The sequence below is a fragment of the Bacillus nakamurai genome (genome assembly GCF_001584325.1).
Classification (GTDB): Bacteria; Bacillota; Bacilli; order Bacillales; family Bacillaceae; genus Bacillus; species Bacillus nakamurai.
In genome coordinates, this window is record NZ_LSAZ01000006.1 from 49,247 (window position 1) to 73,921 (window position 24,675).

Consider the following 24,675-nt stretch of genomic DNA (forward strand, 5'->3'; position numbering starts at 1 on the left):
GAAAAGCCCTGCAGCCGGACTCCCTTCATATCTAAAACGCGGATGGGAGAGGCTGACATGAAACTTTGCTTTAATGAGGCGACAACGTTGGAGAATTCAAACCTGAAACAGGATTTAGAGCTATGCGAAAAGCACGGCTATGATTATATTGAAATCCGCACAATGGATAAGCTGCCGGAGTACTTAAAGGACCATTCACTGGCCGATCTTGCGGAATATTTTCAAACCCACCACATTAAACCGCTTGCCCTGAACGCACTGGTTTTCTTCAACAATCGTGATGAAAAGGGCTATAGGGAGATCATTTCGGAATTCAAAAGCATGATGGAAACCTGCAAAACGCTCGGCGTGAAATATGTGGTAGCCGTGCCGCTGGTGACAGAGCGAAAAATCTTAAAAGAAGAGATCAAAAAGAGCAGCATAGAGGTTCTGACTGAGCTTTCGGATATCGCGGAGCCGTACAGCGTAAACATCGCACTTGAATTTGTCGGCCACCCGCAATGTACGGTCAATACATTTGAACAGGCGTATGACATCGTGAACGCTGTCGGCCGGGATAATGTCGGGCTTGTGTTTGACAGCTTCCATTTCCACGCGATGGGATCAAACCTTGAAGACGTAAAGCAGGCTGACGGGAAGAAAATCTTTATTTATCACATTGACGATACAGAAGATTTCCCAATCGGATGTTTAACCGACGAGGATCGCGTCTGGCCGGGGCACGGAGCGATCGACTTAGACGCCCACTTATCAGCGCTGAAAGAAATCGGATTCTCAGACGTTGCCTCCGTCGAACTGTTCAGGCCTGAATACTACAAGCTGAGCGCGGAGGAAACGATCAAAACGGCAAAAGAAACAACGGAAGCCGTCGTATCAAAATACTTCATGAAGGAGGCGTGAACATGGCTTTTGTCACCATGAAACATCTTCTTGCAGAAGCGAAACGGGAGCATTATGCAGTCGGTCAGTTTAATATAAACGGCCTTCAATGGACAAAGGCGATTTTACATGCGGCGCAAAAGGAGCAATCGCCGGTCATCGCCGCGGCTTCCGATCGCCTGATCGACTATTTAGGCGGCTTTAAAACGATCGCCGCCATGGTCAGCGCGTTAATGGAGGAAATGGCGATTACCGTTCCCGTTGTGCTTCATCTTGATCACGGAAGCAGTGCGGCACGCTGCAAACAGGCGATTGATGCGGGATTCAGCTCAGTGATGATTGACGGTTCCCACTGCCCGATTGATGAGAATATCGCCATGACAAAAGAAGTCGCTGATTATGCCGCAAAGCACGGCATATCGGTCGAAGCCGAAGTCGGCACGGTAGGCGGGATGGAAGACGGCCTGATTGGCGGAGTGTGCTATGCCGATATCAGGGAATGTGAGCGGATTGTCAAAGAAACCAATATCGACGCACTGGCCGCGGCGCTTGGCTCGGTTCACGGCAAGTATCAGGGCGAGCCGAACCTCGGATTTAAGGAAATGGAGGAAATCTCCCGCATCACCGATATTCCTCTCGTTCTTCACGGAGCATCCGGGATTCCGCAAGACCAAATCAAAAAAGCCATCAAACTCGGCCACGCGAAGATAAATATCAATACGGAATGTATGATAGCGTGGACAGACAAAACACGGAGCATATTCCAGGAAAACGAAGATATGTACGAACCGCGGGGCTATATGACACCCGGTATCGAAGCCGTGGAAGAGACTGTGCGAAGCAAAATGAGGGAATTCGGATCAGCCGGAAAAGCCGCCAAGCAGCAAGTGGGCTGACAGGATAAAGAACCGCCGCCATCTTAACGGGAAGGCGGTTTTTTGTGCGGTGTTGCGTCTGTACGCCCTAAACGATTATGATGAGGGCATCAGCGCAAAAATTGGGAGTGGTTCAGTTTGAATAAAATCATGATTGTGGAAGATAGTGAAGACATTCGTGGGCTGCTGCGGAATTACCTTGAGAAATACGGTTATCAAACCGTGGTGACCTCTGATTTCACAACTGTCTTGGACGTGTTCTTGCGGGAAAAGCCTGATGTGGTGCTGCTCGATATCAACCTCCCGTCCTATGACGGATATTATTGGTGCCGCCAGATCCGCCAGCACTCGACAAGCCCGATCATTTTCATTTCAGCCAGAAACGGGGAAATGGATCAGGTGATGGCGATTGAAAACGGCGGAGATGATTATATAGAAAAACCGTTTTCCTATGATATTGTATTGGCGAAAATCAAAAGCCAAATCCGCAGGGCATATGGCGAGTACGCCGCAAAGCAAGGAGAAAAAGTGATCGAATATGCCGGTGTACAGCTTTTTGTGGAACGGTTTGAATTGCGTTATCAAGATGAAAAAAGCGAGCTGTCAAAGAAGGAAAGCAAGCTGCTTGAGGTGCTTTTAGAGCGGGGAGAAAAGGTGACGGGAAGAGACCGCCTGATGGAAAAAACGTGGGACACTGATATTTTCGTCGATGACAATACGCTGAATGTGTATATTACACGGCTGCGTAAAAAACTGCGGGAGCTCGGTGTGCCTGTTTCGATTGAATCGGTGCGGGGCGAAGGCTATCAGCTGAGGACTCTGTCATGAAGCTGTTTTTGCAATCTCATACTGTGTTAATCCTGCTGTTTTTTCTCCAAGGCTTGTTTGTGTTCTTTTACTATTGGTTTGCGGGTCTTCATTCTTTTTCTCATCTTTTTTATATATTGGGCGTGCAGCTTCTGATTTTGGCGGGGTACTTGGTCTACCGCTGGTACAAGGACCGCGGCGTTTATGAGTGGATCAGCTCGGGACAGGACGATACGGAAGTCCCTTTTCTAGGCTCTTCGGTGTTTTGTTCAGAGCTTTATGAAAAGCAGATGGAGCTGATCCGCTTGCAGCATCAGAAGCTCCATGAGACGGAAGCCAAGCTTGACGCAAGAGTGACGTATATGAATCAATGGGTCCACCAAGTGAAAACGCCGCTTTCTGTCATTAATTTAATCGTTCAGGAAGAGGATGAGCCGATTTTTGAACAAATCAAAAAAGAGGTCCGGCAGATTGAATACGGGCTTGAGACGCTCCTGTACTCATCGCGGCTTGATTTGTTCGAAAGGGATTTTAAAATCGAGGCGGTTTCCTTATCCGGGCTCGTTCAATCCGTCATTCAAAGCTATAAACGTTTATTTATCCAGTACCGGGTGTATCCTGAAACGAAATTTCTCGTTGATGACAAGATTTACACTGATGCCAAATGGCTGAAGTTCGCGATAGGCCAGGTGGTGACAAACGCGGTGAAGTATTCAGGCGGGAAGAGTGACAGGGTGGAGCTGACTGTCTTCCGGGACGGGGACAAGTCGGTGCTGGAAGTCAGAGACCGCGGCGTCGGCATTCCTTCTCAGGATCTGAAGCGGGTATTTGATCCTTATTATACCGGCGAAAACGGCCGCCGTTTCCAAGAATCAACGGGCATCGGCCTGCATCTTGTCAAAGAAATCACGGACAAGCTCAACCATGAGGTGGAGATCAGCTCATCTCCCGGCGAAGGTACGGCGGTTCGATTTTCATTTCTTACAAAAGTGTAAGGCTTCGTTAAGAAAACAACATAGCACATTCTGTTTCCCCTTGATAAGATTTGTTTACGTCAAGGGGATTTTTCGTTGAAAAGCCCCGATGCACATGAAAAACACGTTGATCAACAAGAATAAAACCATAAGGAGGATTCTCATGGCGAATATGCTTGAAGTTAAACATATAAATAAAACTTACAAAGGACAAGTGTCCTACCAAGCCTTAAAACAAATTTCATTTTCAATAGAAGAAGGAGAGTTTACGGCGGTGATGGGGCCGTCAGGGTCAGGAAAAACGACACTGCTGAACATCATCTCAACGATTGACCGGCCTGATTCCGGCGATATCCTGATTCACGGGGAGAACCCGCACCATCTGAAGCGGACACGGCTCGCCCATTTCCGCCGCAAGCAGCTTGGATTTGTGTTTCAGGATTTCAATCTGCTGGACACGCTGACGATCGGTGAAAATATTATGCTGCCATTAACGCTTGAAAAAGAATCGCCGTCTGTGATGGAAGAAAAATTGCGCAGCATCGCCGGGAAGCTGGGGATTGAAGATTTGCTGAATAAACGGACGTTCGAGGTGTCCGGAGGCCAGCGCCAGCGGGCCGCCATCGCAAGAGCTGTCATTCATAAACCATCCCTCATTCTAGCTGATGAACCGACGGGAAACCTTGATTCCAAAGCGTCGAAGGATGTGATGGAAACGATGCAAAGCCTGAACCAGAATGACAAGATCACGGCTTTGATGGTGACCCACGATCCGGTTGCGGCGAGCTACTGCCGCCGCGTCATTTTTATTAAAGACGGCGAGCTGTTTAACGAGATTTACCGCGGGGAAAACCGCCAAGTGTTTTATGAACAAATCCTTGATGTGCTGTCTATGCTGGGGGGAAACGCAAATGACCTTTCTTCAGTTCGCTTATAAAAATGTCACGAGGAACAAAAGGGCCTATCTCGCTTTCTTTTTAAGCAGCGCCTTTTCTGTATTGATTTTCTTTACCTTTGCCATGTTTTTGTTTCATCCGGCTTTGAAGGAAGGCTACTTGAATAACATTGCCAAAAAGGGCTTAACCGCAGCCGAATGGATGATTTTTGTATTTTCTTTCTTGTTTGTCCTGTATTCCGTGAATGCATTCCTGAAATCCAGGAATAAGGAATTCGGCATACTGCTCATGCAGGGCATCACGCCGGGACAGCTCAGAGCGCTGATTACTGCGGAAAATATGATCATCGGCGTCATGTCGATTGCGGCCGGCATTATCGGCGGTTTTATCTTTTCAAAAACGTTTTTTACAGTCGGAGCTTATATTTTAGAAATGAAGGCTTTGCCTTTATATATGCCTTGGAAAGCGCTCGGGATTACGGGCGGCGGGTTCCTGCTCTTATTTTTCCTTTTATCGCAATTCACGATCTTTTTCATTAGATCAAACACGATTATTAAACTGATCAAAGGCACTGAAAAAATCAAACCGGAGCCGAAGCCATCTGTGATTCTGTCATTATTCGGCGTCGGATGCCTTGCGGCCGGGTACGGCATGGTTCTCAAAGGCAACGTGCACGGATATGAGCCTGTTTTTATTTTACTGTTAACGATTATCGGCACGTATTTCTTCTTCAGCCAAAGCAGCATCTGGATTTTGCGGGCTTTGAAGAAATGGAAAACCTTTTATCTGCGCGGGAAAAATGTCATTTGGGTTTCTGACCTTGTCTATCGTTTAAAAGACAACGCGCGCCTGTTCTTTATTGTCAGCATTATTTCCGCAGTGGCGTTTACCGCCACGGGCGTTCTGGCGATGTACAAAGCGACCGTCGGGGCGAAGGAATCCGCTTATGAAATGGAGTATTTATCGTACGGCGGCAATAAGAAAGAACAGACTCATCTGAAAGAAATTGAACATGATTTGAAGACGCACGGCTTTACGTATAAGAGAGACGATATGGAAGTTTCCTATATTCGATATCAGCAGGGAGACAGCGCCCCGCCTGTTATTATGATCAATCAATCGGACTTATCAAAATACTTCCATGTCAGCTTGGCCGGCCTGAAAGACGGTGAGGCTGTTTATTTCCCGGGTACGTACGATAGCAATTTAAAAAACGAATCGCCGGATCAGCTGAAGCTGCTGAACCAAAAACAAAAGCTGACGAATCAAAAACTTTCGGTAAAAGAGGTCAAAAAACCGCTTATCTCATTGAACAGCGTCATTGCAGTTAACGGCGAAACGTTTGACCATCTCAAATCATTAGGTGAAAAAGCTGCATTATACGGTTACAGCTATGATCATTGGAAAGACAGCCTTGATTTCAGCCAGTCACTGAAAAATAATTTTTACGGCGACTATTCAGATGTGCATTTTGATTTTATGACAAAAGCGGGCACCTACTATGATACGGTGCAGCTTCCGAGCTTGAGTCTATTCATCGGGCTGTTTATCGCCATCGTCTTCTTTACGGCGGCGGGTAGCTTCTTGTACTTCCGATTGTTCACCGATTCTGATGAGGACCGGCAGCGTTACCGCTCACTGGCGAAAATCGGCTTGAGTGAACAAGAAATGTCGCAGAGCGTGACAATTCAATTGGCGATTTTATTCTTCTTTCCATTTGCGATCGCCGTGCTTCATACACTGTTTGCGTTGAGAACACTGACAGTGGAAGGCTATTCCAATGTGGCGGGACCGCTCAGCTTCACCATCGGAGGATTTTTCGTTTTTCAAGTCTTATTCTTCCTTGCGGTGCGGTCAAGCTATTTGAAAAAAATGAAAAAGTAAGGGAGGAGTATACAGATGAAAAAGGTATTGGCAATCTTGGCCGCTTTGGCGGCCGCTGCCGTGATTTGCGGGCTTCTCTTTTTTCATAATGACGTTACAGATAGAATTAATCCGTTTATTCACAAACAAGATGTATATGTACAGATTAATCGAGATGGCAAACATCTTAGCCCGGGCGGTACTGAATATACATTAGAGGGATATAATCAATCAGGAAAAAAAGATGAAGTAACCTTTTTTGCCGGAAAAGATCTTCGGAAGCAAGCTTATCTGAAGGTGCGGGCAAAAGGAAAGTATGTAGAGACCTGGGAAGAAGTCAGGTATGAAGATATGCCGAACATCGTGCAGTCAAAATTTCATTAAGCCATACAGCAAACGGCACAGAGAGATCTCTGTGCCGTTTTGTTATTTTTTATTTTCTTCAGCCCGCTTGATCAGCATGTCAGTGATCAGATCCATTTGCTTGCTGACGGAGATCGGGTCATACGGATAAAAGGTGTTAAAGTCGTTGATAAAGACACGATTCTTTTTCACGGCGTCTAAGTTTTTCCAAATGGGAGATTCCTTCAGCCGCTGGAGGGTTTTGCTTTCTCCGTTCGGGTTGTAATCGGTGATGAACATATAATCAGCGGCATATTCAGGAACGACCTCTTGGGAGATCTGTTTCATTTCCCCCGTTTTCATAATATCTTTTTCTACCTTGGGCGGCGCTTTCAGTCCGAGTGCGTTATATACCGCTTGGCCGCCGCGGCCGGAATGATCATTAAAGACCCAGAGCTCTCCCTTATCCGTGCTTTCATAAAGGCCGAATGTCGCGTCTTTGCTGATGACGCCTTCGAGTTTCTTTTTGTCTGTTTCCGCTTTTTTGTTGAAGTCTGCCATAAAGCTTTTCGCTTTATCCTTCGCTCCGGCAATATCTCCGAATAAGCTGACCGTGTCTTTAACATTTTTTGCGGTGTTAAACGGAATGACGATGGTCGGTGCGATTTTAGACAATTTATCGTATTGGTCATCTTTCATTAGTACGATTACATCAGGCTTCAGCTGCATAACTTTCTCGACATTGACCGGATCGCCGACGTCCGTGATGTTTTTCAGCTGTGTTTTGATAAACGGATTTTTGAACGACCATGAGCCGGCTCCGACGACATTTGCGTCAACGGTGAACAGCTCTCCCGCATAAAAATCAGTGACAATCCGCTTCGGGTGCGCGGGTATCTTTACATCTCCTTTTGATGAATGGTATGTACGCATGTCCGTCTTTTCCTTGCCTGACGCTGGCCCGCTGCTTTCATTCGCGCCGCTGCAAGCGCTTAAAGCAAAAACAAACAGGAGTGCCAGGCCGGTCAGCCATGATTGTTTCTTCATGATTATCCCCCCCCCTTATATTGATAATGATTATTATTATCATTAGTAATATAGCAGGAAGGCCTGTCCTCGTCTACGCTTTTTATTTGAAAACCTTCCTTGATTATCCATGTTATAGTAGTAAAGGAGGAGGGAATGTATATTGATTACGAAACGAGGGGCCTGGTGGGAAGTGCTGCACAGCTGGTGGCTGCTTTTGACTTTTGTGCCTTTTGCTTTAACCAGCTTTTTCGCTTTTTTCTATATCGGTTACAGAGCCAAGAACAAGCACTGGCTGAAATACGGTCTTATTTATTTTATTATTTTAGCAATCGCTTATTTTCTGCCATCGAAACCCGGCGTATATATAGTGCTGCCTTTATGGGTCATTACCATCGTTCATGGCTTGAAGGTGAGGGCCGCCTATCTGATTCAGCTTGACGTGTTTAAACAACGTGTAGAGGCAAGAGCTTTTGAGGCGGTAAGACATGAGGCCGAATCCAGATTTGGCGGAAAACCCGCTCAGCACATAGATCTGACAAAACATCGGTAAACAAAACAAATGACAAAGTCCGAATCATCGAGCTTTGTCATTTGTATCACTTTATTATTGCTGGTATGAATGCTGTTGGAATGGTGTGTGCTGCTGGCTTTGCGGGAATGAAGAAACGTTTGAATTCATCATAGATGAAGGCATTTGCCCGCTTACTTCGTGCTGCAGCTGGTTGCACATATTTACGATCTGCTGGCATTTTTGGATCGCCATTTCATGGCCCTGCAGCGCTTGCTGAATCGTATGGACGGCATGCTGCTCATGGTTAAGCACCTGCTGAAGAATTTGAATATTTTGCTGTTCTTGCTGCAGCATTTGTTTATACTGATTGCTGCTTTGCTGTGTCTGCTGAATAAGCTGCTGCGCTGTTTGACGGCACTGATTCAATTGATTTCCGCTGTATTGGTTTTGATACATGATAAAAAACCTCCATTGGGTTATTGGATTTAAACATTTATCATGTGGAGGAATAAGAGAGGCATTCATAAAATACAGGAATTCAAATATTCACCTTATATGTACAGGGAGGAATACAAGGCTCGACAGTGCCTTGTATTCCTGCCTTTTTCTCAGAAACCGCCTTCGGTGGAGTGGAAAGGGATATTGAGTCTGTTTTCAACAGTGCGCAGGCGCTGATTCAGCCGGTTTAAGCGGCGGGTATGAAGTTCAATGGCTTGGCTCAGCCGCCCGATTTGTTCATTCATCCGCGTCAGTTCACGGTTTTGGCGCTGATCTTCAGTTGAGAGGCGGGTAAGCTCCCGCGTTTGCTGAACGTTTTGCCTTTCGAGCAGGGCGACTCTTCGTTCTAGCGCCGTCGTTTGCCGATCGTCTTGCTGATATTGCTGATATTGCTGATAGGGCGCCGCATAGTAGGTTTCCTGCTGATATGGCTCATATTCAACGTGGCTCACTTCATATTCCTGCTGGGGAAAATAAGCTGGGGGTGTGTAGTACTGATATGGGTTCATTCATCATTCTCCTTATTAGTCAATTTCTTTATACCCTATGTAGTCAATCGCACAGTGCCACGGCATCTGCCTACCATAATGGTGCAAAAGGTTTCAAGGGAAGGTGATCACATTGCGGAATATACATACTCACGGCACAGGCTTCATCACGCTGCTTCTTATTGCCGGATGTGTGATGATGGCGGGATGCCAGCAGAAGAAAGAGGGCGAAACGCCTTATTATTACGGAACATGGGATGAAGGCCTGAAGCCGGGGCCGATGGACGGAGTGAGATCAGAGACGGTCACGTTTACGAAGGATAAAGTGCTGACAAAGCAAGTGATTAAAGGCCGGGGAGTAGAGCTGCCCTTCAAAGCTTACAAAGTGTTATCCCAAAATACAGACGGAACCATCACGATTCAGTATCTCGGCTCCCCTCATCCTGCCGAAAGCACATTGAAAAGGGGAAAAAACGGCACGCTGAACTGGATTGAAAACGGAGAAATAAAAACGATGAAACGAATGAAAACAGGCGAGGAGGACAAACATGAGAAATAAAGCTGCCGACCGGCTCGTTTTAACAGGAGTTATCATACATATCATCCAATGGTTTTCGCTGTTGTGGCTATTTTTTAAGATTGAAAATAAGTTCGGGCATTTTACCATCTATAACCCAAATGTCGTAAACGGCACCATGCAGTCTTTTTCATTTTCGGACATGATGCGTTCTCTCCTTTATTCAGGGACGATGCGGAATACATTGCTGTTCTTTATGTTTGCGGCGCTGCTCATTTATTTATGGCTGAATGCCGTTTTTATCATGTTAGAAATCATTTCTTACGTGATGATCAGACGGAACCGCTATTCATTGTGGGGATACTTTCCCGCAGCAATGGGAGTGAAGCTTGCCGTTATGGATCTGGCCGCTATTCCTTTCTTAATGGCAGGGCTGATGCTGATGAAGCAGAAAAAAGAAAGCGGCGCTGAAACAGAGGAGGCCGGCCGAAGAAGAAGGCGGGTTACGGTCCGAAAACAAACGCGGCTCATAAAGAGAAAAACGTCTTTTTAGATTGAATTGCGAAAAGAAAAAACGATATGATGAGATGATAGGACGAAAACAACACGAAGGAGATGCAAGATGTACAAGTTAATCGCGATAGATATGGACGGAACACTTTTAAACGATCATCATGAAGTCACAGCTGAAGTCCGTGAGGCGCTCAATGCTGCAAAAGCGGCAGGGGTCAATATCGTACTCTGCACAGGACGTCCGATCGGCGGAGTGCAGCGGTATTTGGACGAGCTGAATTTAAAGGAAGAAGGCGACTATGTCATTGCCTATAACGGCGCTCTTGTCCAAAATACGTATACAAACGGTGTTGTAGCTGAGCAATCCTTAGGCTTTGAAGACTTGCAATCGTTACATGAGCTGAGCTTACAGCTGGACACGCCGATGCATTACTTTGACTCAGCCAATTTATACACACCGAATCGGGACATCAGCGAATACACAGTATACGAATCATACATCACGAAGGTGCCGCTTCATTTCCGCACGATTGAAGAAGTGCCGAAGGATATCCTGATTCCGAAAATCATGTTCATCGACGATCCGGAGAAGCTGGACAAAACGGTCGAATCGATCCCGGAATCATACAGAGAAAAGTACACAATGGTCAAAAGCGCGCCGTTCTTTCACGAGATTCTTCATCCGAAAGTCAGCAAAGGAAACGCAGTCAAACTCCTCGCCGAACAGCTCGGCATTGAACAGAAACACGTCATGGCGATCGGCGATAACGGCAACGATCTGTCCATGATTAAGTGGGCCGGCTGCGGCGTAGCGATGGCCAATGCCATCCCGGAAGCAAGAGAAATTGCCGACTATGAGACAAAATCGAACAACGAACACGGCGTCGCACATGCGATTCAGGAGCTTGTGCTGAAAAAATAGCACCCTATCAGAGGGTGCTTTTTTACGGCTTGTTTTGGTGATATGATAAGCGAAGAGAAGAGGGGAGGCCCGATATGGATCGTGAAAAACAGCAGCTCAGCATAGAAGCCGCAAAACTATATTATCAATCGGATTACAGCCAGCAGCAAATCGCGGAACAGCTTAACCTGTCACGCCCCACCGTTTCGAGGCTGCTTCAGTACGCCAAAGAAAAAGGGTATGTCCAAATCCGTGTCATGGACCCGTTTGAGGATTTGGACGAACTCGGTGCGAAGCTGGAGGAGAAATACGGTCTGCTTGAGGCGCACGTCGTCTTTTCTCCAAGTGCCGATTACCCCGCCATTACACATTACTTAAGCCGCTATGGCGCAGACTATATGCATAAAACCGTAAAGGATGGCGACATTCTCGGTGTAAGCTGGGGAACGACAATGTACCAAATGGCCCGGAATATGGAACCGAAGCAGGTGAAAAGCGTTGAAGTGGTGCAGCTGAAAGGCGGCATCAGCCATTCCAATGTAAATACGTATTCATCAGAAACGATTCAGCTGTTTGCCGAGGCTTTCCAGACGATGCCGAGATATTTGCCGCTGCCCGTTATATTTGATAACGCCGATGTGAAAAACATGGTGGAGCAGGACAGGCATATCAAGCGGATCATTGAAATGGGCAAACAAGCCAATATCGCTTTGTTTACGGTAGGAACGGTTCGGGATGAGGCGCTGCTTTTCAGACTCGGTTATTTTCGCGAAGAAGAAAAGCAACTGCTGAAAAAGAACGGAGTCGGGGATATTTGTTCACGTTTCTTTGACGCGGAGGGCAATATTTGCAGCAGCAGTATTAACGATAGGACAATCGGTGTAGAGCTCGCTGACTTAAAAATGAAGGAGCGTTCCATCCTGGTCGCGGGCGGCAGCAGAAAAATCTCGGCCATTCACGGAGCGCTGACCGGAAAATATGCGAACGTCCTGATTGTTGACCAGCATACGGCCAAAGCACTCGTTCAAAATTTGTGACAATTATTGAACATAATTTCATTTACCAATTTACATATGTTCAAAATTCGGTTATTCTAAACGTATCCTAGTAAAAAGGAAGTGCATACAATGTCAATTGCAAGCCAAATAGACCATACTGCTTTGAAACCGCATACACAAAAAGCAGATATTTTACAACTGATAAAAGAAGCAAAAGAATACAAGTTCGCTTCCGTTTGTGTGAACCCGACTTGGGTGAAGCTCGCGGCAGAAGAACTGAAGGGCACGGGTGTTGACGTTTGTACCGTTATCGGTTTTCCGCTCGGCGCGGCTACAACGGAAACGAAAGCATTTGAAACGAAGGATGCCATCTCAAAAGGAGCAACTGAAGTTGATATGGTTATCAATATCGGCGCTTTAAAAGACGGCGATAACGATGCAGTCGAGGCTGACATTCGCGCGGTTGTTGACGCTGCGGCCGGAAAAGCGCTTGTCAAAGTCATCATCGAAACATGCCTGCTGACGGATGAAGAAAAAGAACGCGCATGCCGCTTGGCAGTGTCTGCCGGCGCTGATTACGTCAAAACGTCAACAGGGTTTTCTACAGGCGGTGCAACGGCTGAGGATATCGCTTTAATGCGAAAAACCGTCGGACCGGACATCGGAGTGAAAGCATCAGGCGGCATCAGAACGAAAGCTGATGTTGACAGCATGATTGCTGCGGGGGCGAGCCGGATCGGCGCAAGTGCGGGCGTATCCATCGTAAGCGGCGGCGAAGGCAGCAGCGACAATTATTAAGTAAAGGTGCGGAAGCGTTTTGCTTCCCGCCATCTTCTCTCTTTCGTTGTGCATGAAAAATTGTAAGCGAATACAAATAAAAGGAGAACACACATGAAGTATCTCATCGGAATTATTGGAATCATTGTGTTTTTAGGTCTCGCCTGGCTCTCCAGCAATGGGAAAAAGAGAGTCAAAATTCGGCCGATAGCCGTCATGCTTGTTCTGCAGCTGATCCTTGGTTATATTCTCCTCAATACCGGTATCGGTAATTATCTTGTCGGCGGCTTTGCAAAAGGCTTTAACTACTTGCTGGAATATGCATCAGAAGGGATTAACTTTGTGTTTGGCGGGCTTGTGAATGCGAAACAGACAACATTCTTCATGAGCGTGCTTCTGCCGATCGTCTTTATATCCGCTTTAATCGGAATATTGCAGCATTGGAAGATCCTTCCCTTCATCACAAAGTATATCGGCCTTGCATTAAGCAAGGTAAACGGGATGGGGAAAATCGAATCTTACAACGCAGTCGCTTCTGCGATCTTAGGGCAATCAGAAGTTTTCATCAGTTTGAAAAAGCAGCTCGGCTTTCTATCAGAGCAGCGCTTGTATACGCTTTGCGCATCAGCGATGTCGACGGTTTCCATGTCCATTGTCGGCTCTTATATGACAATGCTGAAACCTGAATATGTCGTGACGGCGCTTGTGCTGAACTTATTCGGCGGATTTATAATCGCTTCTATCATCAACCCGTATGACGTGAGCAAAGAAGAGGACATCATTGTCGTCCCTGAAGAAGAAAAACAATCCTTTTTTGAAGTGCTCGGTGAGTATATAATGGATGGATTCAGAGTCGCCGTTGTCGTAGCGGCGATGCTGATCGGATTCGTGGCGCTCATTGCCCTGATTAATGGAATCTTCAGCGCGGTCTTCGGCATTACCTTCCAGGCGCTGCTTGGATATGTATTCGCGCCATTTGCGTTTTTAGTCGGCATTCCGTGGAATGAAGCGGTGAGCGCCGGAAGCATTATGGCAACAAAAATGGTATCGAATGAATTTGTCGCTATGCAGACGCTCTCGTCCGGAAGTTTTCATTTCAGCGCGCATACGCAGGCAGTTGTATCTGTTTTCCTCGTTTCATTTGCGAATTTCTCGTCCATCGGAATTATCACGGGCGCTGTGAAGGGATTAAATGAAAAGCAAGGAAACGTTGTGGCGCGGTTCGGATTGAAATTATTATACGGCGCCACGCTTGTCAGCTTCTTAACAGCGGCAATCGTCGGATTGATTTACTGACCATAAACGAAGGATAGGTGACTTAATATGAGAATGGTAGATCTTATCATAAAAAAACAAAACGGAAAAGAACTGACAACGGAAGAAATTCAATTTTTCGTGAAGGGATATACGGACGGAAGCATCCCGGATTACCAAGCAAGCGCGCTGGCGATGGCGATTTTCTTTCAGGATATGACGGATCAGGAACGCGCTGATCTCACTATGGCGATGGTAAACTCAGGAGAAACGATTGATCTTTCTGCTATTGAAGGCATTAAGGTTGATAAGCATTCAACGGGCGGGGTCGGCGACACGACAACACTTGTACTCGCTCCGCTTGTCGCTGCACTCGGCGTTCCCGTCGCTAAAATGTCCGGTCGCGGCCTCGGACATACCGGCGGAACCATTGATAAATTGGAAGCCATTGAAGGGTTTCACGTGGAACTGTCAAAAGATGAATTCATCAAGCTTGTCAACCGCGACAAGGTAGCCGTCATCGGCCAAAGCGGCAACCTGACGCCTGCTGATAAAAAACTGTACGCGCTTCGTGACGTGACGGGAACGGTGAATTCCATTCCGCTGATCGCAAGCTCGATTATGAGTAAAAAAATCGCCGCAGGAGCGGACGCGATTGTTCTTGATGTGAAAACAGGAGCGGGCGCATTTATGAAAACGGACGAAGACGCCGTTAACCTCGCCAAGGCGATGGTGCGCATCGGAAATAATGTCGGACGCCAGACGATGGCTGTGATTTCTGACATGTCACAGCCGCTCGGTTACGCGATCGGAAACGCGCTTGAGGTTGAAGAAGCCATTGATACGCTGAGAGGCGAAGGTCCGGAAGACTTAAACGAACTTGTCCTCACACTCGGCAGCCAAATGGTCGTTTTGGCGAAAAAAGCCGAGACATTGGAGGAAGCGAGAGCGAAGCTTCAGGAAGTGATGAAAAACGGCAAAGCGCTTGAGAAATTTAAAGAATTCCTGAACAACCAAGGCGGTGACGGCTCTGTCGTTGACGATCCGTCCAAACTCCCGCAGGCGGCATACAAAATTGACGTCCCGGCAAAAGAAGCGGGTGTCGTATCAGAAATCGTCGCTGATGAAATCGGCGTCGCCGCGATGCTGTTAGGCGCAGGCCGCGCAACAAAAGAAGACGATATTGACCTGGCCGTCGGCATCATGCTCCGCAAAAAAGTCGGTGACAAAGTCGAAAAAGGAGAGGCGCTCGTCACCCTTTACGCCAACCGTGAAAACGTTGATGAAGTTATTGCCAAAATCTATGGCAACATCCGCATTGCGGAAAAGGCAGAAGCGCCGAAGCTGATTCATACACTGATTACGGAATAAGAAAATAGAGGAACGGCACATACTTCATCGGTATGTGCCGTTTTTTATGACATCGTTTTGTCCATCTGTATCTCGCCGACGGCTTCTTTCGGCTGTCTTTTCTTAAAAAAGCGAATGAGGTAGCAAAGGATAATACATGGGATTCCGCAAAAAAGGGCGATTCTCTGATTGGGATCAAACGCAAGGCCTACGCAGGAAGCAAAACATAAGATCATTGCAGCGATGGGAACGAGAGGGTAAAGCGGCGTGCGAAAGGTTAAATCTGTAATCTTTCCGCCCTTTTTAAGAAAGTCCTTCCGAAACAAAAGCTGTGACAGCGCGATACTCATCCATACAACCACCCCGGCAAACCCCGCAATTGCCACCAGCACTACGTATACCGTTCCCGGAGCAACGATACTGGAAATCAAGGATAAGGAAGATACGGCCATACTGGCGATTAAGGCGTTCAGCGGAATGCCCTTTCGAGTGATTTTTTTGAAGCGGGAGCTGATCATGTTTTCATTGGCCAAAGACCAGAGCATCCGGGTGGAGGCGTACAGCCCGGAGTTAGCGACAGAAAGCAGTGCCGTTAAAATAACAAAATTCATTATATCTGCGGCATAAGGTATGCCGATCTGTGAAAAAACCGCCACAAACGGGCTTTCGATAACACCCGCTTTTTTCCAGGAAATCAGGCCGGATAACACAAAGATTGCGCCGATAAAAAAGATGACCGTTCTCCAGGCGACATTTCGGATCGAACGCGGAATATCTTTTGCCGGATTTGCGGTTTCTCCCGCTGTAATCCCGATCAGTTCCGTCCCCGAAAAGGCGAAGCTTACGGATATCATGGCGATAAAAACCGCGAGAAAGCCGTTCGGAAACAGTCCGCCGTGATCAGTGAAATTCGACAGCATCGGGGCTTCAGCCGCTCCGTGTAATGAGATCAGGCCGAACATCGCGGCGCCTCCTAAAATAATAAATAAAAGAATGGTGACGATTTTGACGCTTGAAAACCAAAACTCTGTCTCCGCGAATAATTTAACCGAAAACGCATTGGCCGCAAAAAGGAGAACGGCAAACATCACACTCCACATCCAGACGCTGCTATGGGGAAACCAGCGCTGCATGAGAATGCCGGATGCGGTAAACTCAGAACCTACCGTCACAACCCAATTCACCCAGTACATGATGCCCACCATAAATCCCGTAGACGGCCCGATGAATGTCGTCGCGTACGTTTGAAACGATCCGGTCACGGGCATAGCCACCGATAATTCTCCGAGACACTGCATGATAAGATACATCATGAAGCCGCCGATTAGATAGGCGAGTATCGTCCCGCCGGGTCCCGCTTGGCTCAATGTATAACCTGTACTCAGAAACAGCCCCGTCCCAATGACGCCGCCCAATGAAATCATAAATAAATGCCTGCTTTTCATGGTGCGCTTCAATTGAGTGCCGCTGCCTTTATGAACATCCAACGTGATTCCCCCTTTTTCATGCATGAGAATGTTCCGGCAGCCAAGCCATCTGCCGGACATCATAATTAATGGGACAGTTTTATCCCTTTTAGCGCATGCAATATGACGTGAGCCGCGGCTCTGCTCGTCATATCGCGAAAATCGAGTGTGGGATCGACTTCCACAATTTCAATCCCTGCAATATGGGCCTCTTGTGCTAAAAACCTGACCGCCTGAAGCAATTCTTCGGTATACAGGCCTCCAGGTCCGATCGCAGGGCATCCGGGCGCATGAGCTTGATCCAAAACATCCATATCAACCGATATAAAAATGGAATCCGCTCTTTTTTGAACAGCCGGCAAGACCTCTTGAATCGTTTGGACAAGCCCTTTCTCGCGAATCATTTCCATCGTGTGTACATCCGCCTGATGTGCTTTCACATATTCTTCATATGCGAAGCTGTTGCTGAATTCTCTGATCCCAAGCTGAATCAGGTTTTGGCCGTTTATGACTTTCTCGTCTAACAGGCGCCGGAATGGCGTGCCGTTTGTCGGCCCTCCGTCCTCGGTATTGCGGACGTCGTGATGGGCGTCGAATTGAAAGACCGCCGTCGTTCCTTTTGTTTGTGCAATTGCTTTTACGGTGGAATAGCTGATCGAATTATCGCCGCCAAGCACAAACGGCACCCAATCAGGCTGATCTGTCAGCAGGCCATGTATCGTGTGATAAATGTGCTCGTGCGATTTCACAATATCCGTGACATGAATATCAATATCGCCAAGATCATAAAGATGATCTGTGACATGTTCCCGAAGCTCCGCGGAATAAGCGGATATACCGCCCAGCGCCTGGCGGATCGAGCCGGGGGCAAAGCATGCGCCGGAATGGCTGATGGATGATTTAGAAAGGGGGGCGCCGATCAAGGCCGGCCCTTTGATCGTTTGCCCCGTCCATGTCTTCGTCAGATCTCCCACTTTTGTCACATGGCGGTCTTTGAAAAGGGAGCCCGCTTTGTTGAGAAAAGGATATTTATCCAAGAGCGGTTCCCTCCCTTGTGACAACAGTCTTCCCGTCCTTTATGACCCGGTGAACGTGGTTGACGCCGTAATGATATGGGATATACATATAATTCGGCGCTTCCCAGATGACGAGATCAGCCGAACGGCCGGCTTTGAGCTGTCCGGCTTCTTCTCCTTTACCGATGGCGTAAGCGGCATTAACGGTTACGGCATGCCAAATTTCTTCAGCGGTCATTTTTAAATGAAGGGCAGCGATTGACATGATCAGCTGGAGGTTTTCCGTCGGTGAACTGCCCGGATTAAAGTCGGTTGCCAAGCTGACCCGCACGCCCGCATCAATCATCTCTCTCGCTCTGGCGTATGTGTGTTTGCCAAGGTAGAAAGTCGTGCCCGGCAACAGGACGGCGATCGTTCCTGATGCAGCGAGCTGCTGAATGCCTTCATCGGATGCCCCCACTAAGTGGTCGGCCGAGACAGCGTGTAATTCAGCCGCCAATTCCGCGCCGCCGAGCGGGTCAATTTCATCTGCGTGGATTTTCAGCCCGAAACCCGCTTCGGCCGCTTTCTTTAAGTACCTCCGCGATTGGCTGACTGTAAAGACGCCCGTCTCTGTGAAAATATCTGCAAATTGGGCGAGTTGTTTCTCTTTGATTTCAGGCAAAAGGGCGATCATGCGGTTCAGAAACTCATCAGGGCTGTCCCGGTCTTCAGGAGGAATCGCATGCGCCCCCATAAAGGTAGTGACAAGGTCAATCGGCTGGCGGTCCTGAAGCTTCTTAGCCGCTGCCAGCTGTTTCAGTTCCGTTTCTTTGTCGAGACCGTACCCGCTTTTTACTTCAGCTGTCGTGATGCCGTATGATAGCATGCGTCCGAGGTGAAAAAGCCCTTTTTCGATCAATTCTTCCTCGGAAGCGGCTTTTGTTTCTTTCACCGTGGACAAAATGCCGCCGCCTTGCGCTAAAATATCCAAGTAAGAAATGCCTTGGAGTTTCAGATTTAATTCCTTTTCGCGTGATCCGCCAAACACGAGATGGGTATGGGGATCGACGAGGCCGGGGGTCACCAGCCGTCCCCCGCAGTCAATCATGTTTTCGGCCTCATATCCCGCCTCAGACCCTTTTTTTCCGGCGAAGACAATGCGCTGGTCGTGAATGCCGACAACGGCATCTTCTATGACATGAAGATCCTGCATGGCGCTGCCTGCGCGCGGACCGCTGGATTCCATCGTCAAAAGCTGGCCGATATTAGTGAGAATCGTATCAATTTGTTTCGGCATGTTACCGCTCCTTTTTCATCGGTATCATAATGTCTTGTGCCGCGGCGACTTGTGCCGCTTTTTCATACCCCGCGTCCGCATGGCGGATAATGCCCATTCCCGGATCGCTTGTCAGAACGCGGGCGAGCCGTTCTTCGGCAAGCTCACTGCCGTCAGCGACTGCGACCATACCGGCGTGAAGGGAGTAACCCATGCCGACGCCGCCGCCATGGTGAAAGGACACCCAGCTTGCGCCGGACGCCGTATTGACAAGCGCATTCAGCACGGCCCAATCGCCGACCGCGTCACTGCCGTCTTTCATCGCTTCGGTTTCCCGGTTCGGAGAGGCGACAGACCCGCAGTCCAAATGGTCTCTTCCAATCACAATCGGTGCTTTCAGCTCGCCGTTTCTGACCAGTTCGTTGATGGCGAGGCCCATCTTTTCCCGTTCTCCGTAGCCGAGCCAGCAAATACGTGACGGCAAGCCTTGGAATGTGACTTTTTTCTGCGCCATGTCAATCCAGCGGTGAAGGGCTTTATTTTCCGGAAACAGTTCTTTTAATAACGCATCCGTGCGGTAAATATCTTCAGGATCACCGGAAAGAGCGGCCCAGCGGAACGGCCCTTTGCCCTCGCAGAATAAAGGACGGATGTAGGCAGGGACAAAGCCCGGAAAATCAAAGGCTTCTGCGAGGCCTTCGTCTTTGGCAGCCTGGCGGATATTGTTGCCGTAATCAAAGACAATCGACCCTTTTTGCTGGAACGCGAGCATAGCTTCCACATGCTTTTTCATACTCTGCTTGGAAAGGCTCACGTATAGATTCGGCTGATCATGGCGCATGCGATCTGCCTCTTCGAGCGAATAGCCTGCCGGGATATAACCGATTAACGGGTCGTGGGCCGACGTCTGATCGGTTACGATGTCAATGCTGACCCCGCGGTCCAGAAGCTCATGGTGCACCTCTGCCGCGTTGCCGAGAAGGGCGATCGATAAAGGATCTCCGGCTTGTTTGGCCGCTTCTGCCCAACGCAGGGCCTCATCAATTGACGATGTTTTACGGTCGCAATAGTTTGTTTCAATCCGTTTATCAATCCGCGTCTCATCCGCCTCAACGGCAATGACAACGCCATCATTCATCGTCACAGAGAGCGGCTGGGCGCCCCCCATTCCGCCAAGTCCGGCCGTCAGGGTCAAGGTTCCTTTCAGACTGCCGCCGAAATGCTGTCTCGCAAGCTCAGCGAAGGTTTCATACGTCCCCTGCAAGATGCCTTGAGAGCCGATATAAATCCAGCTGCCGGCCGTCATTTGCCCGTACATCATCAAGCCTTTTTTCTCAAGCTCGTGAAAGTGCTCCCAATCGGCCCATTTCGGCACAAGAACCGAATTGGCTAAAAGAACGCGGGGTGCGCGGTCATGCGTGCGGAACAACCCGACCGGTTTGCCGGATTGGATAAGCAGCGTTTCATCATTTTTTAACGTTTTGAGGGAGCGTTCAATAGCGTGAAACGCATCCCAGTTTCGCGCGGCCTTTCCTATTCCGCCGTATACAATCAGGTCTTCCGGCTTCTCCGCGACCTCCGGATCGAGATTATTTCGGAGCATGCGAAGCACGGCTTCCTGCTCCCACCCTAAGCATTCGAGTTCAGTGCCCCGGTTGGCGCGGATTGATTTTTTTACGTCAGTCATCTGTTCGTCCCCCTTAATTTGTCATCAGTTTTTGGTGATGCTGGTCCGGCAGAAAGGATTCCTTCTTCAGCCAGTCGTTCAGATGTTCAATGTCATAGGAAAACACACGGTCCTCTTGAATGGACGGAACGATTTTTCTCATTTCGAGAAACAGCTGTTTCGTGTAAGTCGATGCGTTTTCTATGCCCCGGTATTCCACGGCCTGAAGCGCACAAATGGCTTCAATCGCCAGCACCCTCCTCGTATTTGCGATCACTTGATAGGCGTGCCTTGACGCGATGGTTCCCATGCTGACGTGGTCCTCTTGGTTGGCCGATGATGGGATTGAATCCACACTGGCGGGATGGGCCAGCGTTTTATTTTCCGACACGAGGGAGGCCGCCGCATACTGCATAATCATCGCTCCGGACTGCAGGCCGGGCTGAGGGCTTAAAAAGGGCGGCAGGTCATTCAGCTGCGGATTCACAAGCCGTTCGATACGGCGCTCAGAAATATTCGCAAGCTCAGCCGCGGCGATTTTCAGAAAATCCATGGCAAAGGCGATCGGCTGTCCGTGAAAGTTTCCGCCTGAAATGATTTTGCTACCGTCATGAAAAATGAGCGGGTTATCTGTCGCCGCATTCATCTCAATTTCTAATTTTTCCTTCACGTATGCTAACGTCTGCCAGGACGCGCCGTGAACTTGCGGAATACAGCGGATAGAGTAAGCGTCCTGGACCCGCAGTTCGCCTTGGACAGTTGTCAGTTTGCTGTCTGACAGGTAATAGCGGATGCGTTCTGCGACATCCATTTGTTCCTGATAGCCGCGGGCGGCATGAATGTCTTCGTCAAACGCATCCATAATGCCCTGAAGCCCTTCAATCGTTAAGCTGGCAATCCGTTCTGATTGAAAGGCCAGTTTTTCTGCTTCGATGTAAGCGATAAGCCCCATCGCAGTCATGGCCTGCGTACCGTTGATCAGCGCCAGCCCTTCTTTAGAGGTCAGTACGACCGGCTCTATCCTTGCTTTTTCTAAAGCAGCCATCGTCGGCATCCGGGTGCCTTCAAAAAAGACTTCGCCTTGCCCGATCAGCGCCAGCGCGAGGTGAGAAAGCGGTGCCAAATCCCCGCTCGCCCCCAGTGATCCCTGCTGGGGAATGACGGGGTGGATGCGTTTATTCAAATAAGCGAGCAATTGGTCAATCAGCTCAGCGCGCACACCGGAAAAGCCTTTTAGCAGGGCGTTAGCGCGCAAAAGCAGCATCGCCCGCGACACAGACTCAGGAAAAGGATCGCCGACGCCGCATGCGTGAGAGAGAATTAAATTCAGCTGCAGGGCCGCGGCGTCCTCTTTTTGAATCAGCACATCGCTGAATTTGCCGAACCCCGTTGTGATGCCATAGATGGTCTTTTCTTCTTGAACCATCCGTTCCACTGCCGCCCTGCTTTTTTTCACACGATCCATACTTTCCGCGGAAGCCGCAGCCTCTTCGAAATCAAACAGCACACGCTGGGCGTCTGCGGTTGTCAGTGAGGAACCGTCTAACGTTACCATCATTTCAACCCCTTTTTTCTTTACTTTGATAAAGCGCCCATGCAAAAAGGGGCTATGCCATGAAAATTAATTTTCACGCATAGCCCCCTATCGTCTAAGATCTATGGGCTGTTTCATATGTGATTAATTCCTACTCCGAATGTTTCGTGCTCAAGCCCCTTAATCGGAGCTCCGATCGTTCCGTAAAGTGCAACAGCAATCCAATCGCCCTCGGCTTTACTCTCATAAGGATTCCCTCTTAAAACGGCAAATCTGAGGCCGACCGTCCGAAGCAGCGAGCCAAGCAGCATTTCGCCCCGGGTCACCCCGTGCAAGGCCTCCATAGTGGCGTGATACAGCGCATGTGATTCCCGGTACCCCTCTGATTGAATCACACCGCCCTTTTTGGAAGCGGTTTCAATTGCGGCTACCACTTTATGCGCATCCATTGAACCTACCTTGCCGAGACAGACTTTCCAGCCGTCACGCTCCAGCCGGCTGATCTGCTGGCTTTCTTCAGACTCATGAAGCAGAAGAAGGACGGACAGTCGCCCGATACGGCGGTCTTTGTGTAAGGTCATATATGCTTCACTCGATTCTTAAATATTCTGATAACTAGTAACTGTTTTTTATATTAAGTGTTTATGCATCAGAAGTCAAAACTTTTTTTTCAGTCTTTCACAAATCAGTTTGCTATCACAGTGCAGTGGTAAATCAGAAAGCCGGCCGCTTTTTTCGTACATACTCCCGCCATCCGCGTCATAAAATAGAGCGTTTTATTAACAGAGGAGAGCGAGGAGATGACAGCAAATGAAAACCAGTTTCTTTCGTGTGATCTGGCAGCGGTCATCGGGTTCACCCTGCCGCATGCAAAAGCCCAGCATCCGGTATTTTCAGAGGTCAGCGTCCATGATCCGTCTGTCATCAAAACGGGAGATACGTATTATGTATTCGGCTCACATTTGGCTTCCGACAAATCGAAAAACCTGATGCAGTGGCAGCAAATTTCTTCAAGCGTCAATAACAACAACCCGCTGATTCCGAACGTCTATACAGAATTAAAAGAGATCTTCGACTGGGCCCAGTCTGATACGTTATGGGCGCCGGACGTCGTTAAGCTTTCTGACGGCAAATTTTATATGTACTACAATGCCTGTAGAGGTGACTCACCGCGATCCGCTCTCGGCGTCGCTGTGAGTGACAAGATAGAAGGGCCCTATAAAAATAAAGGCATCTTTCTGAAATCAGGAATGGACGGGAAAAGCGAAGACGGCACGACATACAATGCAAACGTTCATCCGAACGTCGTTGACCCGCAAACGTTTTTTGACCATAACGGCAAGCTCTGGATGGTATACGGCTCCTACTCAGGCGGCATTTTCATCTTAGAAATGAATCCGAAAACCGGCTTCCCGCTCCCGAACCAAGGCTACGGAAAAAAACTCCTCGGCGTCAGCCACAGCCGGATCGAAGGCCCGTACATCAGCTACAATCCAGAAACGAAATACTACTATCTGTATCTGTCATTCGGCGGCCTTGACGCAGCTGGCGGTTACAACATCCGCGCCGCCCGCTCCAAAAACCCGGACGGCCCGTACTATGACGCCGCAGGCCATAACATGCTAGACGCCAAAGGAAAGGACGGCACCTTCTTCGACGACAAAGCAATCGAACCGTACGGCGTCAAACTCATGGGCAGCTACAATTTCGCAGCCCAAACCGAAAAAGGCACGGGCTGCGTCTCACCGGGACACAACTCGGTTTTTTACGACGATAAAACAAAACGCACCTATCTGATTTTCCATACCCGCTTCCCGAACAGAGGCGAAGAGCATGAAGTCAGAGTCCACCAGCTGTATATGAACAAAGACGGCTGGCCGCTCACAGCCCCTTACCGCTATACAGGAGAATCATTGGAAAACATATCAAAGACAGCCGCCTCCGGAACCTACAAACTCATCCAGCCCGAAAAAGACATCACAGCAGCCATCAAAACCCCAAAAACCGTCCGCCTCAACACAAACGGCACCATTTCCGGGGAAATGACCGGAACATGGACAAAAATCGGGGACTGCAAAGCACAGATTATACTTAACGGTGTGAGCTATGACGGGTTGTTTGTGAAGGAGCGGGATTCTGCGAGGGAGAAGGATGTGATGACGTTTAGTGTGTTGAGCGGTGATGGGGAGGCTTTTTGGGGTGTGAAGTGATCCTTTTTTAGAATCCTCATTTTACCAGAGGATTCTATTTTGTTTTTTCACAC

At 48.5% G+C, this 24,675-nt stretch carries 25 protein-coding genes; 16 read left to right on the forward strand and 9 right to left on the reverse strand.

Features of this window, described 5'->3' with window-relative positions; translation table 11 throughout:
• Nucleotides 1-57: 57 nt before the first annotated feature.
• The 7 genes from iolI (at nt 58) to AXI59_RS03695 (ending at nt 6,678) form a co-directional block, all read left to right on the forward strand.
• A complete protein-coding gene (iolI, locus tag AXI59_RS03665) occupies nt 58-900 on the forward strand; it encodes a 2-keto-myo-inositol isomerase (protein WP_061523351.1) in 843 nt (280 codons plus the stop codon).
• A 2-nt stretch (nt 901-902) separates the two neighbouring features.
• The gene (fba, locus tag AXI59_RS03670; protein WP_061527430.1) at nt 903-1,775 is read left to right on the forward strand and encodes a class II fructose-1,6-bisphosphate aldolase; all 873 of its coding nucleotides are present in this window, start codon (nt 903-905) and stop codon (nt 1,773-1,775) included.
• Nucleotides 1,776-1,892: 117 nt separating this feature from the next.
• Entirely contained in the window at nt 1,893-2,582 is a 690-nt protein-coding gene (locus tag AXI59_RS03675; protein WP_061527431.1) for a response regulator transcription factor, read from the forward strand.
• The gene (locus AXI59_RS03680) at nt 2,579-3,556 is read left to right on the forward strand and encodes a sensor histidine kinase (RefSeq protein WP_061527432.1); all 978 of its coding nucleotides are present in this window, start codon (nt 2,579-2,581) and stop codon (nt 3,554-3,556) included. Before AXI59_RS03675 ends, AXI59_RS03680 begins: the two co-directional genes overlap by 4 nt.
• 142 nt (nt 3,557-3,698) lie before the next feature.
• A complete protein-coding gene (gene yxdL / locus AXI59_RS03685) occupies nt 3,699-4,472 on the forward strand; it encodes an ABC transporter ATP-binding protein YxdL (protein ID WP_061523343.1) in 774 nt (257 codons plus the stop codon).
• On the forward strand, nt 4,447-6,315 hold the full coding sequence (locus AXI59_RS03690; RefSeq protein WP_061527433.1) for an FtsX-like permease family protein: 1,869 nt from the start codon (nt 4,447-4,449) through the stop codon (nt 6,313-6,315). The genes yxdL and AXI59_RS03690 overlap by 26 nt, the downstream gene beginning before the upstream one ends.
• Nucleotides 6,316-6,330: 15 nt before the next feature.
• Nucleotides 6,331-6,678 (forward strand): YxeA family protein, encoded by a 348-nt coding sequence (locus tag AXI59_RS03695; protein ID WP_061523341.1) that lies wholly within the window; start codon nt 6,331-6,333, stop codon nt 6,676-6,678.
• Nucleotides 6,679-6,720: 42 nt separating this feature from the next.
• Here the strand turns inward: AXI59_RS03695 and AXI59_RS03700 are convergent, their stop codons facing one another.
• Nucleotides 6,721-7,683, reverse strand: a complete 963-nt coding sequence (locus tag AXI59_RS03700) for an iron-hydroxamate ABC transporter substrate-binding protein (RefSeq protein WP_061527434.1) — start codon at nt 7,681-7,683, stop codon at nt 6,721-6,723.
• Nucleotides 7,684-7,822: 139 nt separating this feature from the next.
• Between AXI59_RS03700 and AXI59_RS03705 the strand changes: the two genes are divergently transcribed.
• Complete coding sequence (locus AXI59_RS03705) at nt 7,823-8,215, forward strand: hypothetical protein (protein WP_061523339.1); 393 nt, start codon at nt 7,823-7,825, stop codon at nt 8,213-8,215.
• A gap of 54 nt (nt 8,216-8,269) precedes the next feature.
• Here the strand turns inward: AXI59_RS03705 and AXI59_RS03710 are convergent, their stop codons facing one another.
• Together AXI59_RS03710 and AXI59_RS03715 are read right to left on the reverse strand one after the other, a co-directional pair.
• Nucleotides 8,270-8,632 (reverse strand): hypothetical protein, encoded by a 363-nt coding sequence (locus AXI59_RS03710; protein WP_061527435.1) that lies wholly within the window; start codon nt 8,630-8,632, stop codon nt 8,270-8,272.
• Nucleotides 8,633-8,784: 152 nt separating this feature from the next.
• Nucleotides 8,785-9,183: a hypothetical protein gene (locus AXI59_RS03715; RefSeq protein ID WP_061523337.1), complete on the reverse strand. Its 399-nt coding sequence runs from the start codon at nt 9,181-9,183 to the stop codon at nt 8,785-8,787.
• 112 nt (nt 9,184-9,295) lie between these two features.
• On the opposite strand from AXI59_RS03715, the gene AXI59_RS03720 reads away from it, so the two are divergent.
• The 7 genes from AXI59_RS03720 (at nt 9,296) to AXI59_RS03750 (ending at nt 15,493) form a co-directional block, all read left to right on the forward strand.
• A complete protein-coding gene (locus tag AXI59_RS03720; protein WP_061527436.1) occupies nt 9,296-9,721 on the forward strand; it encodes a DUF3255 family protein in 426 nt (141 codons plus the stop codon).
• Nucleotides 9,711-10,232, forward strand: a complete 522-nt coding sequence (locus AXI59_RS03725; protein WP_061527437.1) for a hypothetical protein — start codon at nt 9,711-9,713, stop codon at nt 10,230-10,232. Before AXI59_RS03720 ends, AXI59_RS03725 begins: the two co-directional genes overlap by 11 nt.
• A 69-nt stretch (nt 10,233-10,301) precedes the next feature.
• A complete protein-coding gene (yidA, locus tag AXI59_RS03730) occupies nt 10,302-11,114 on the forward strand; it encodes a sugar-phosphatase (RefSeq protein WP_061523334.1) in 813 nt (270 codons plus the stop codon).
• Nucleotides 11,115-11,188: 74 nt separating this feature from the next.
• Complete coding sequence (locus AXI59_RS03735) at nt 11,189-12,130, forward strand: sugar-binding transcriptional regulator (protein WP_061527438.1); 942 nt, start codon at nt 11,189-11,191, stop codon at nt 12,128-12,130.
• Between the two features lie 90 nt (nt 12,131-12,220).
• Complete coding sequence (deoC, locus tag AXI59_RS03740) at nt 12,221-12,889, forward strand: deoxyribose-phosphate aldolase (RefSeq protein ID WP_061523332.1); 669 nt, start codon at nt 12,221-12,223, stop codon at nt 12,887-12,889.
• Between the two features lie 93 nt (nt 12,890-12,982).
• Nucleotides 12,983-14,164 carry a NupC/NupG family nucleoside CNT transporter gene (locus AXI59_RS03745; RefSeq protein WP_061527439.1) on the forward strand — a complete coding sequence of 394 codons (1,182 nt, stop codon included), beginning with the start codon at nt 12,983-12,985 and terminating at the stop codon, nt 14,162-14,164.
• Between the two features lie 27 nt (nt 14,165-14,191).
• Nucleotides 14,192-15,493 (forward strand): pyrimidine-nucleoside phosphorylase, encoded by a 1,302-nt coding sequence (locus tag AXI59_RS03750; RefSeq protein WP_061527440.1) that lies wholly within the window; start codon nt 14,192-14,194, stop codon nt 15,491-15,493.
• Between the two features lie 44 nt (nt 15,494-15,537).
• Here AXI59_RS03750 and AXI59_RS03755 read toward each other — a convergent pair whose 3' ends face one another.
• The 6 genes from AXI59_RS03755 to hutP form a co-directional block, all read right to left on the reverse strand.
• On the reverse strand, nt 15,538-16,983 hold the full coding sequence (locus tag AXI59_RS03755; RefSeq protein ID WP_420806830.1) for an amino acid permease: 1,446 nt from the start codon (nt 16,981-16,983) through the stop codon (nt 15,538-15,540).
• A 41-nt stretch (nt 16,984-17,024) separates the two neighbouring features.
• The gene (hutG, locus tag AXI59_RS03760; RefSeq protein ID WP_061527441.1) at nt 17,025-17,975 is read right to left on the reverse strand and encodes a formimidoylglutamase; all 951 of its coding nucleotides are present in this window, start codon (nt 17,973-17,975) and stop codon (nt 17,025-17,027) included.
• Nucleotides 17,968-19,233, reverse strand: coding sequence for an imidazolonepropionase (hutI, locus tag AXI59_RS03765; RefSeq protein ID WP_061527442.1), 1,266 nt, complete (start codon nt 19,231-19,233; stop codon nt 17,968-17,970). The genes hutG and hutI overlap by 8 nt, the downstream gene beginning before the upstream one ends.
• A gap of 1 nt (nt 19,234) precedes the next feature.
• A complete protein-coding gene (gene hutU / locus AXI59_RS03770) occupies nt 19,235-20,899 on the reverse strand; it encodes a urocanate hydratase (RefSeq protein WP_061523327.1) in 1,665 nt (554 codons plus the stop codon).
• 13 nt (nt 20,900-20,912) lie between these two features.
• The gene (hutH, locus tag AXI59_RS03775) at nt 20,913-22,433 is read right to left on the reverse strand and encodes a histidine ammonia-lyase (RefSeq protein ID WP_061527443.1); all 1,521 of its coding nucleotides are present in this window, start codon (nt 22,431-22,433) and stop codon (nt 20,913-20,915) included.
• A 113-nt stretch (nt 22,434-22,546) separates the two neighbouring features.
• Nucleotides 22,547-22,993 (reverse strand): hut operon transcriptional regulator HutP, encoded by a 447-nt coding sequence (gene hutP, locus AXI59_RS03780; RefSeq protein ID WP_061527444.1) that lies wholly within the window; start codon nt 22,991-22,993, stop codon nt 22,547-22,549.
• A gap of 219 nt (nt 22,994-23,212) precedes the next feature.
• On the opposite strand from hutP, the gene AXI59_RS03785 reads away from it, so the two are divergent.
• A complete protein-coding gene (locus AXI59_RS03785) occupies nt 23,213-24,622 on the forward strand; it encodes an arabinan endo-1,5-alpha-L-arabinosidase AbnB (protein WP_156476219.1) in 1,410 nt (469 codons plus the stop codon).
• Nucleotides 24,623-24,675 lie beyond the last annotated feature (53 nt).

Coding starts and splice junctions, on each gene's coding strand:
- iolI (WP_061523351.1), top strand. CDS start 58: ATGAAACTTTGCTTTAATGAGGCGACAACGTTGGAGAATTCAAACCTG.
- fba (WP_061527430.1), top strand. CDS start 903: ATGGCTTTTGTCACCATGAAACATCTTCTTGCAGAAGCGAAACGGGAG.
- AXI59_RS03680 (WP_061527432.1), top strand. CDS start 2,579: ATGAAGCTGTTTTTGCAATCTCATACTGTGTTAATCCTGCTGTTTTTT.
- yxdL (WP_061523343.1), top strand. CDS start 3,699: ATGGCGAATATGCTTGAAGTTAAACATATAAATAAAACTTACAAAGGA.
- AXI59_RS03690 (WP_061527433.1), top strand. CDS start 4,447: ATGACCTTTCTTCAGTTCGCTTATAAAAATGTCACGAGGAACAAAAGG.
- AXI59_RS03695 (WP_061523341.1), top strand. CDS start 6,331: ATGAAAAAGGTATTGGCAATCTTGGCCGCTTTGGCGGCCGCTGCCGTG.
- AXI59_RS03700 (WP_061527434.1), bottom strand. CDS start 7,683: ATGAAGAAACAATCATGGCTGACCGGCCTGGCACTCCTGTTTGTTTTT.
- AXI59_RS03710 (WP_061527435.1), bottom strand. CDS start 8,632: ATGTATCAAAACCAATACAGCGGAAATCAATTGAATCAGTGCCGTCAA.
- AXI59_RS03715 (WP_061523337.1), bottom strand. CDS start 9,183: ATGAACCCATATCAGTACTACACACCCCCAGCTTATTTTCCCCAGCAG.
- AXI59_RS03725 (WP_061527437.1), top strand. CDS start 9,711: ATGAGAAATAAAGCTGCCGACCGGCTCGTTTTAACAGGAGTTATCATA.
- yidA (WP_061523334.1), top strand. CDS start 10,302: ATGTACAAGTTAATCGCGATAGATATGGACGGAACACTTTTAAACGAT.
- AXI59_RS03735 (WP_061527438.1), top strand. CDS start 11,189: ATGGATCGTGAAAAACAGCAGCTCAGCATAGAAGCCGCAAAACTATAT.
- deoC (WP_061523332.1), top strand. CDS start 12,221: ATGTCAATTGCAAGCCAAATAGACCATACTGCTTTGAAACCGCATACA.
- AXI59_RS03745 (WP_061527439.1), top strand. CDS start 12,983: ATGAAGTATCTCATCGGAATTATTGGAATCATTGTGTTTTTAGGTCTC.
- AXI59_RS03750 (WP_061527440.1), top strand. CDS start 14,192: ATGAGAATGGTAGATCTTATCATAAAAAAACAAAACGGAAAAGAACTG.
- AXI59_RS03755 (WP_420806830.1), bottom strand. CDS start 16,983: ATGCATGAAAAAGGGGGAATCACGTTGGATGTTCATAAAGGCAGCGGC.
- hutI (WP_061527442.1), bottom strand. CDS start 19,233: ATGCCGAAACAAATTGATACGATTCTCACTAATATCGGCCAGCTTTTG.
- hutU (WP_061523327.1), bottom strand. CDS start 20,899: ATGACTGACGTAAAAAAATCAATCCGCGCCAACCGGGGCACTGAACTC.
- hutH (WP_061527443.1), bottom strand. CDS start 22,433: ATGGTAACGTTAGACGGTTCCTCACTGACAACCGCAGACGCCCAGCGT.
- hutP (WP_061527444.1), bottom strand. CDS start 22,993: ATGACCTTACACAAAGACCGCCGTATCGGGCGACTGTCCGTCCTTCTT.
- AXI59_RS03785 (WP_156476219.1), top strand. CDS start 23,213: ATGACAGCAAATGAAAACCAGTTTCTTTCGTGTGATCTGGCAGCGGTC.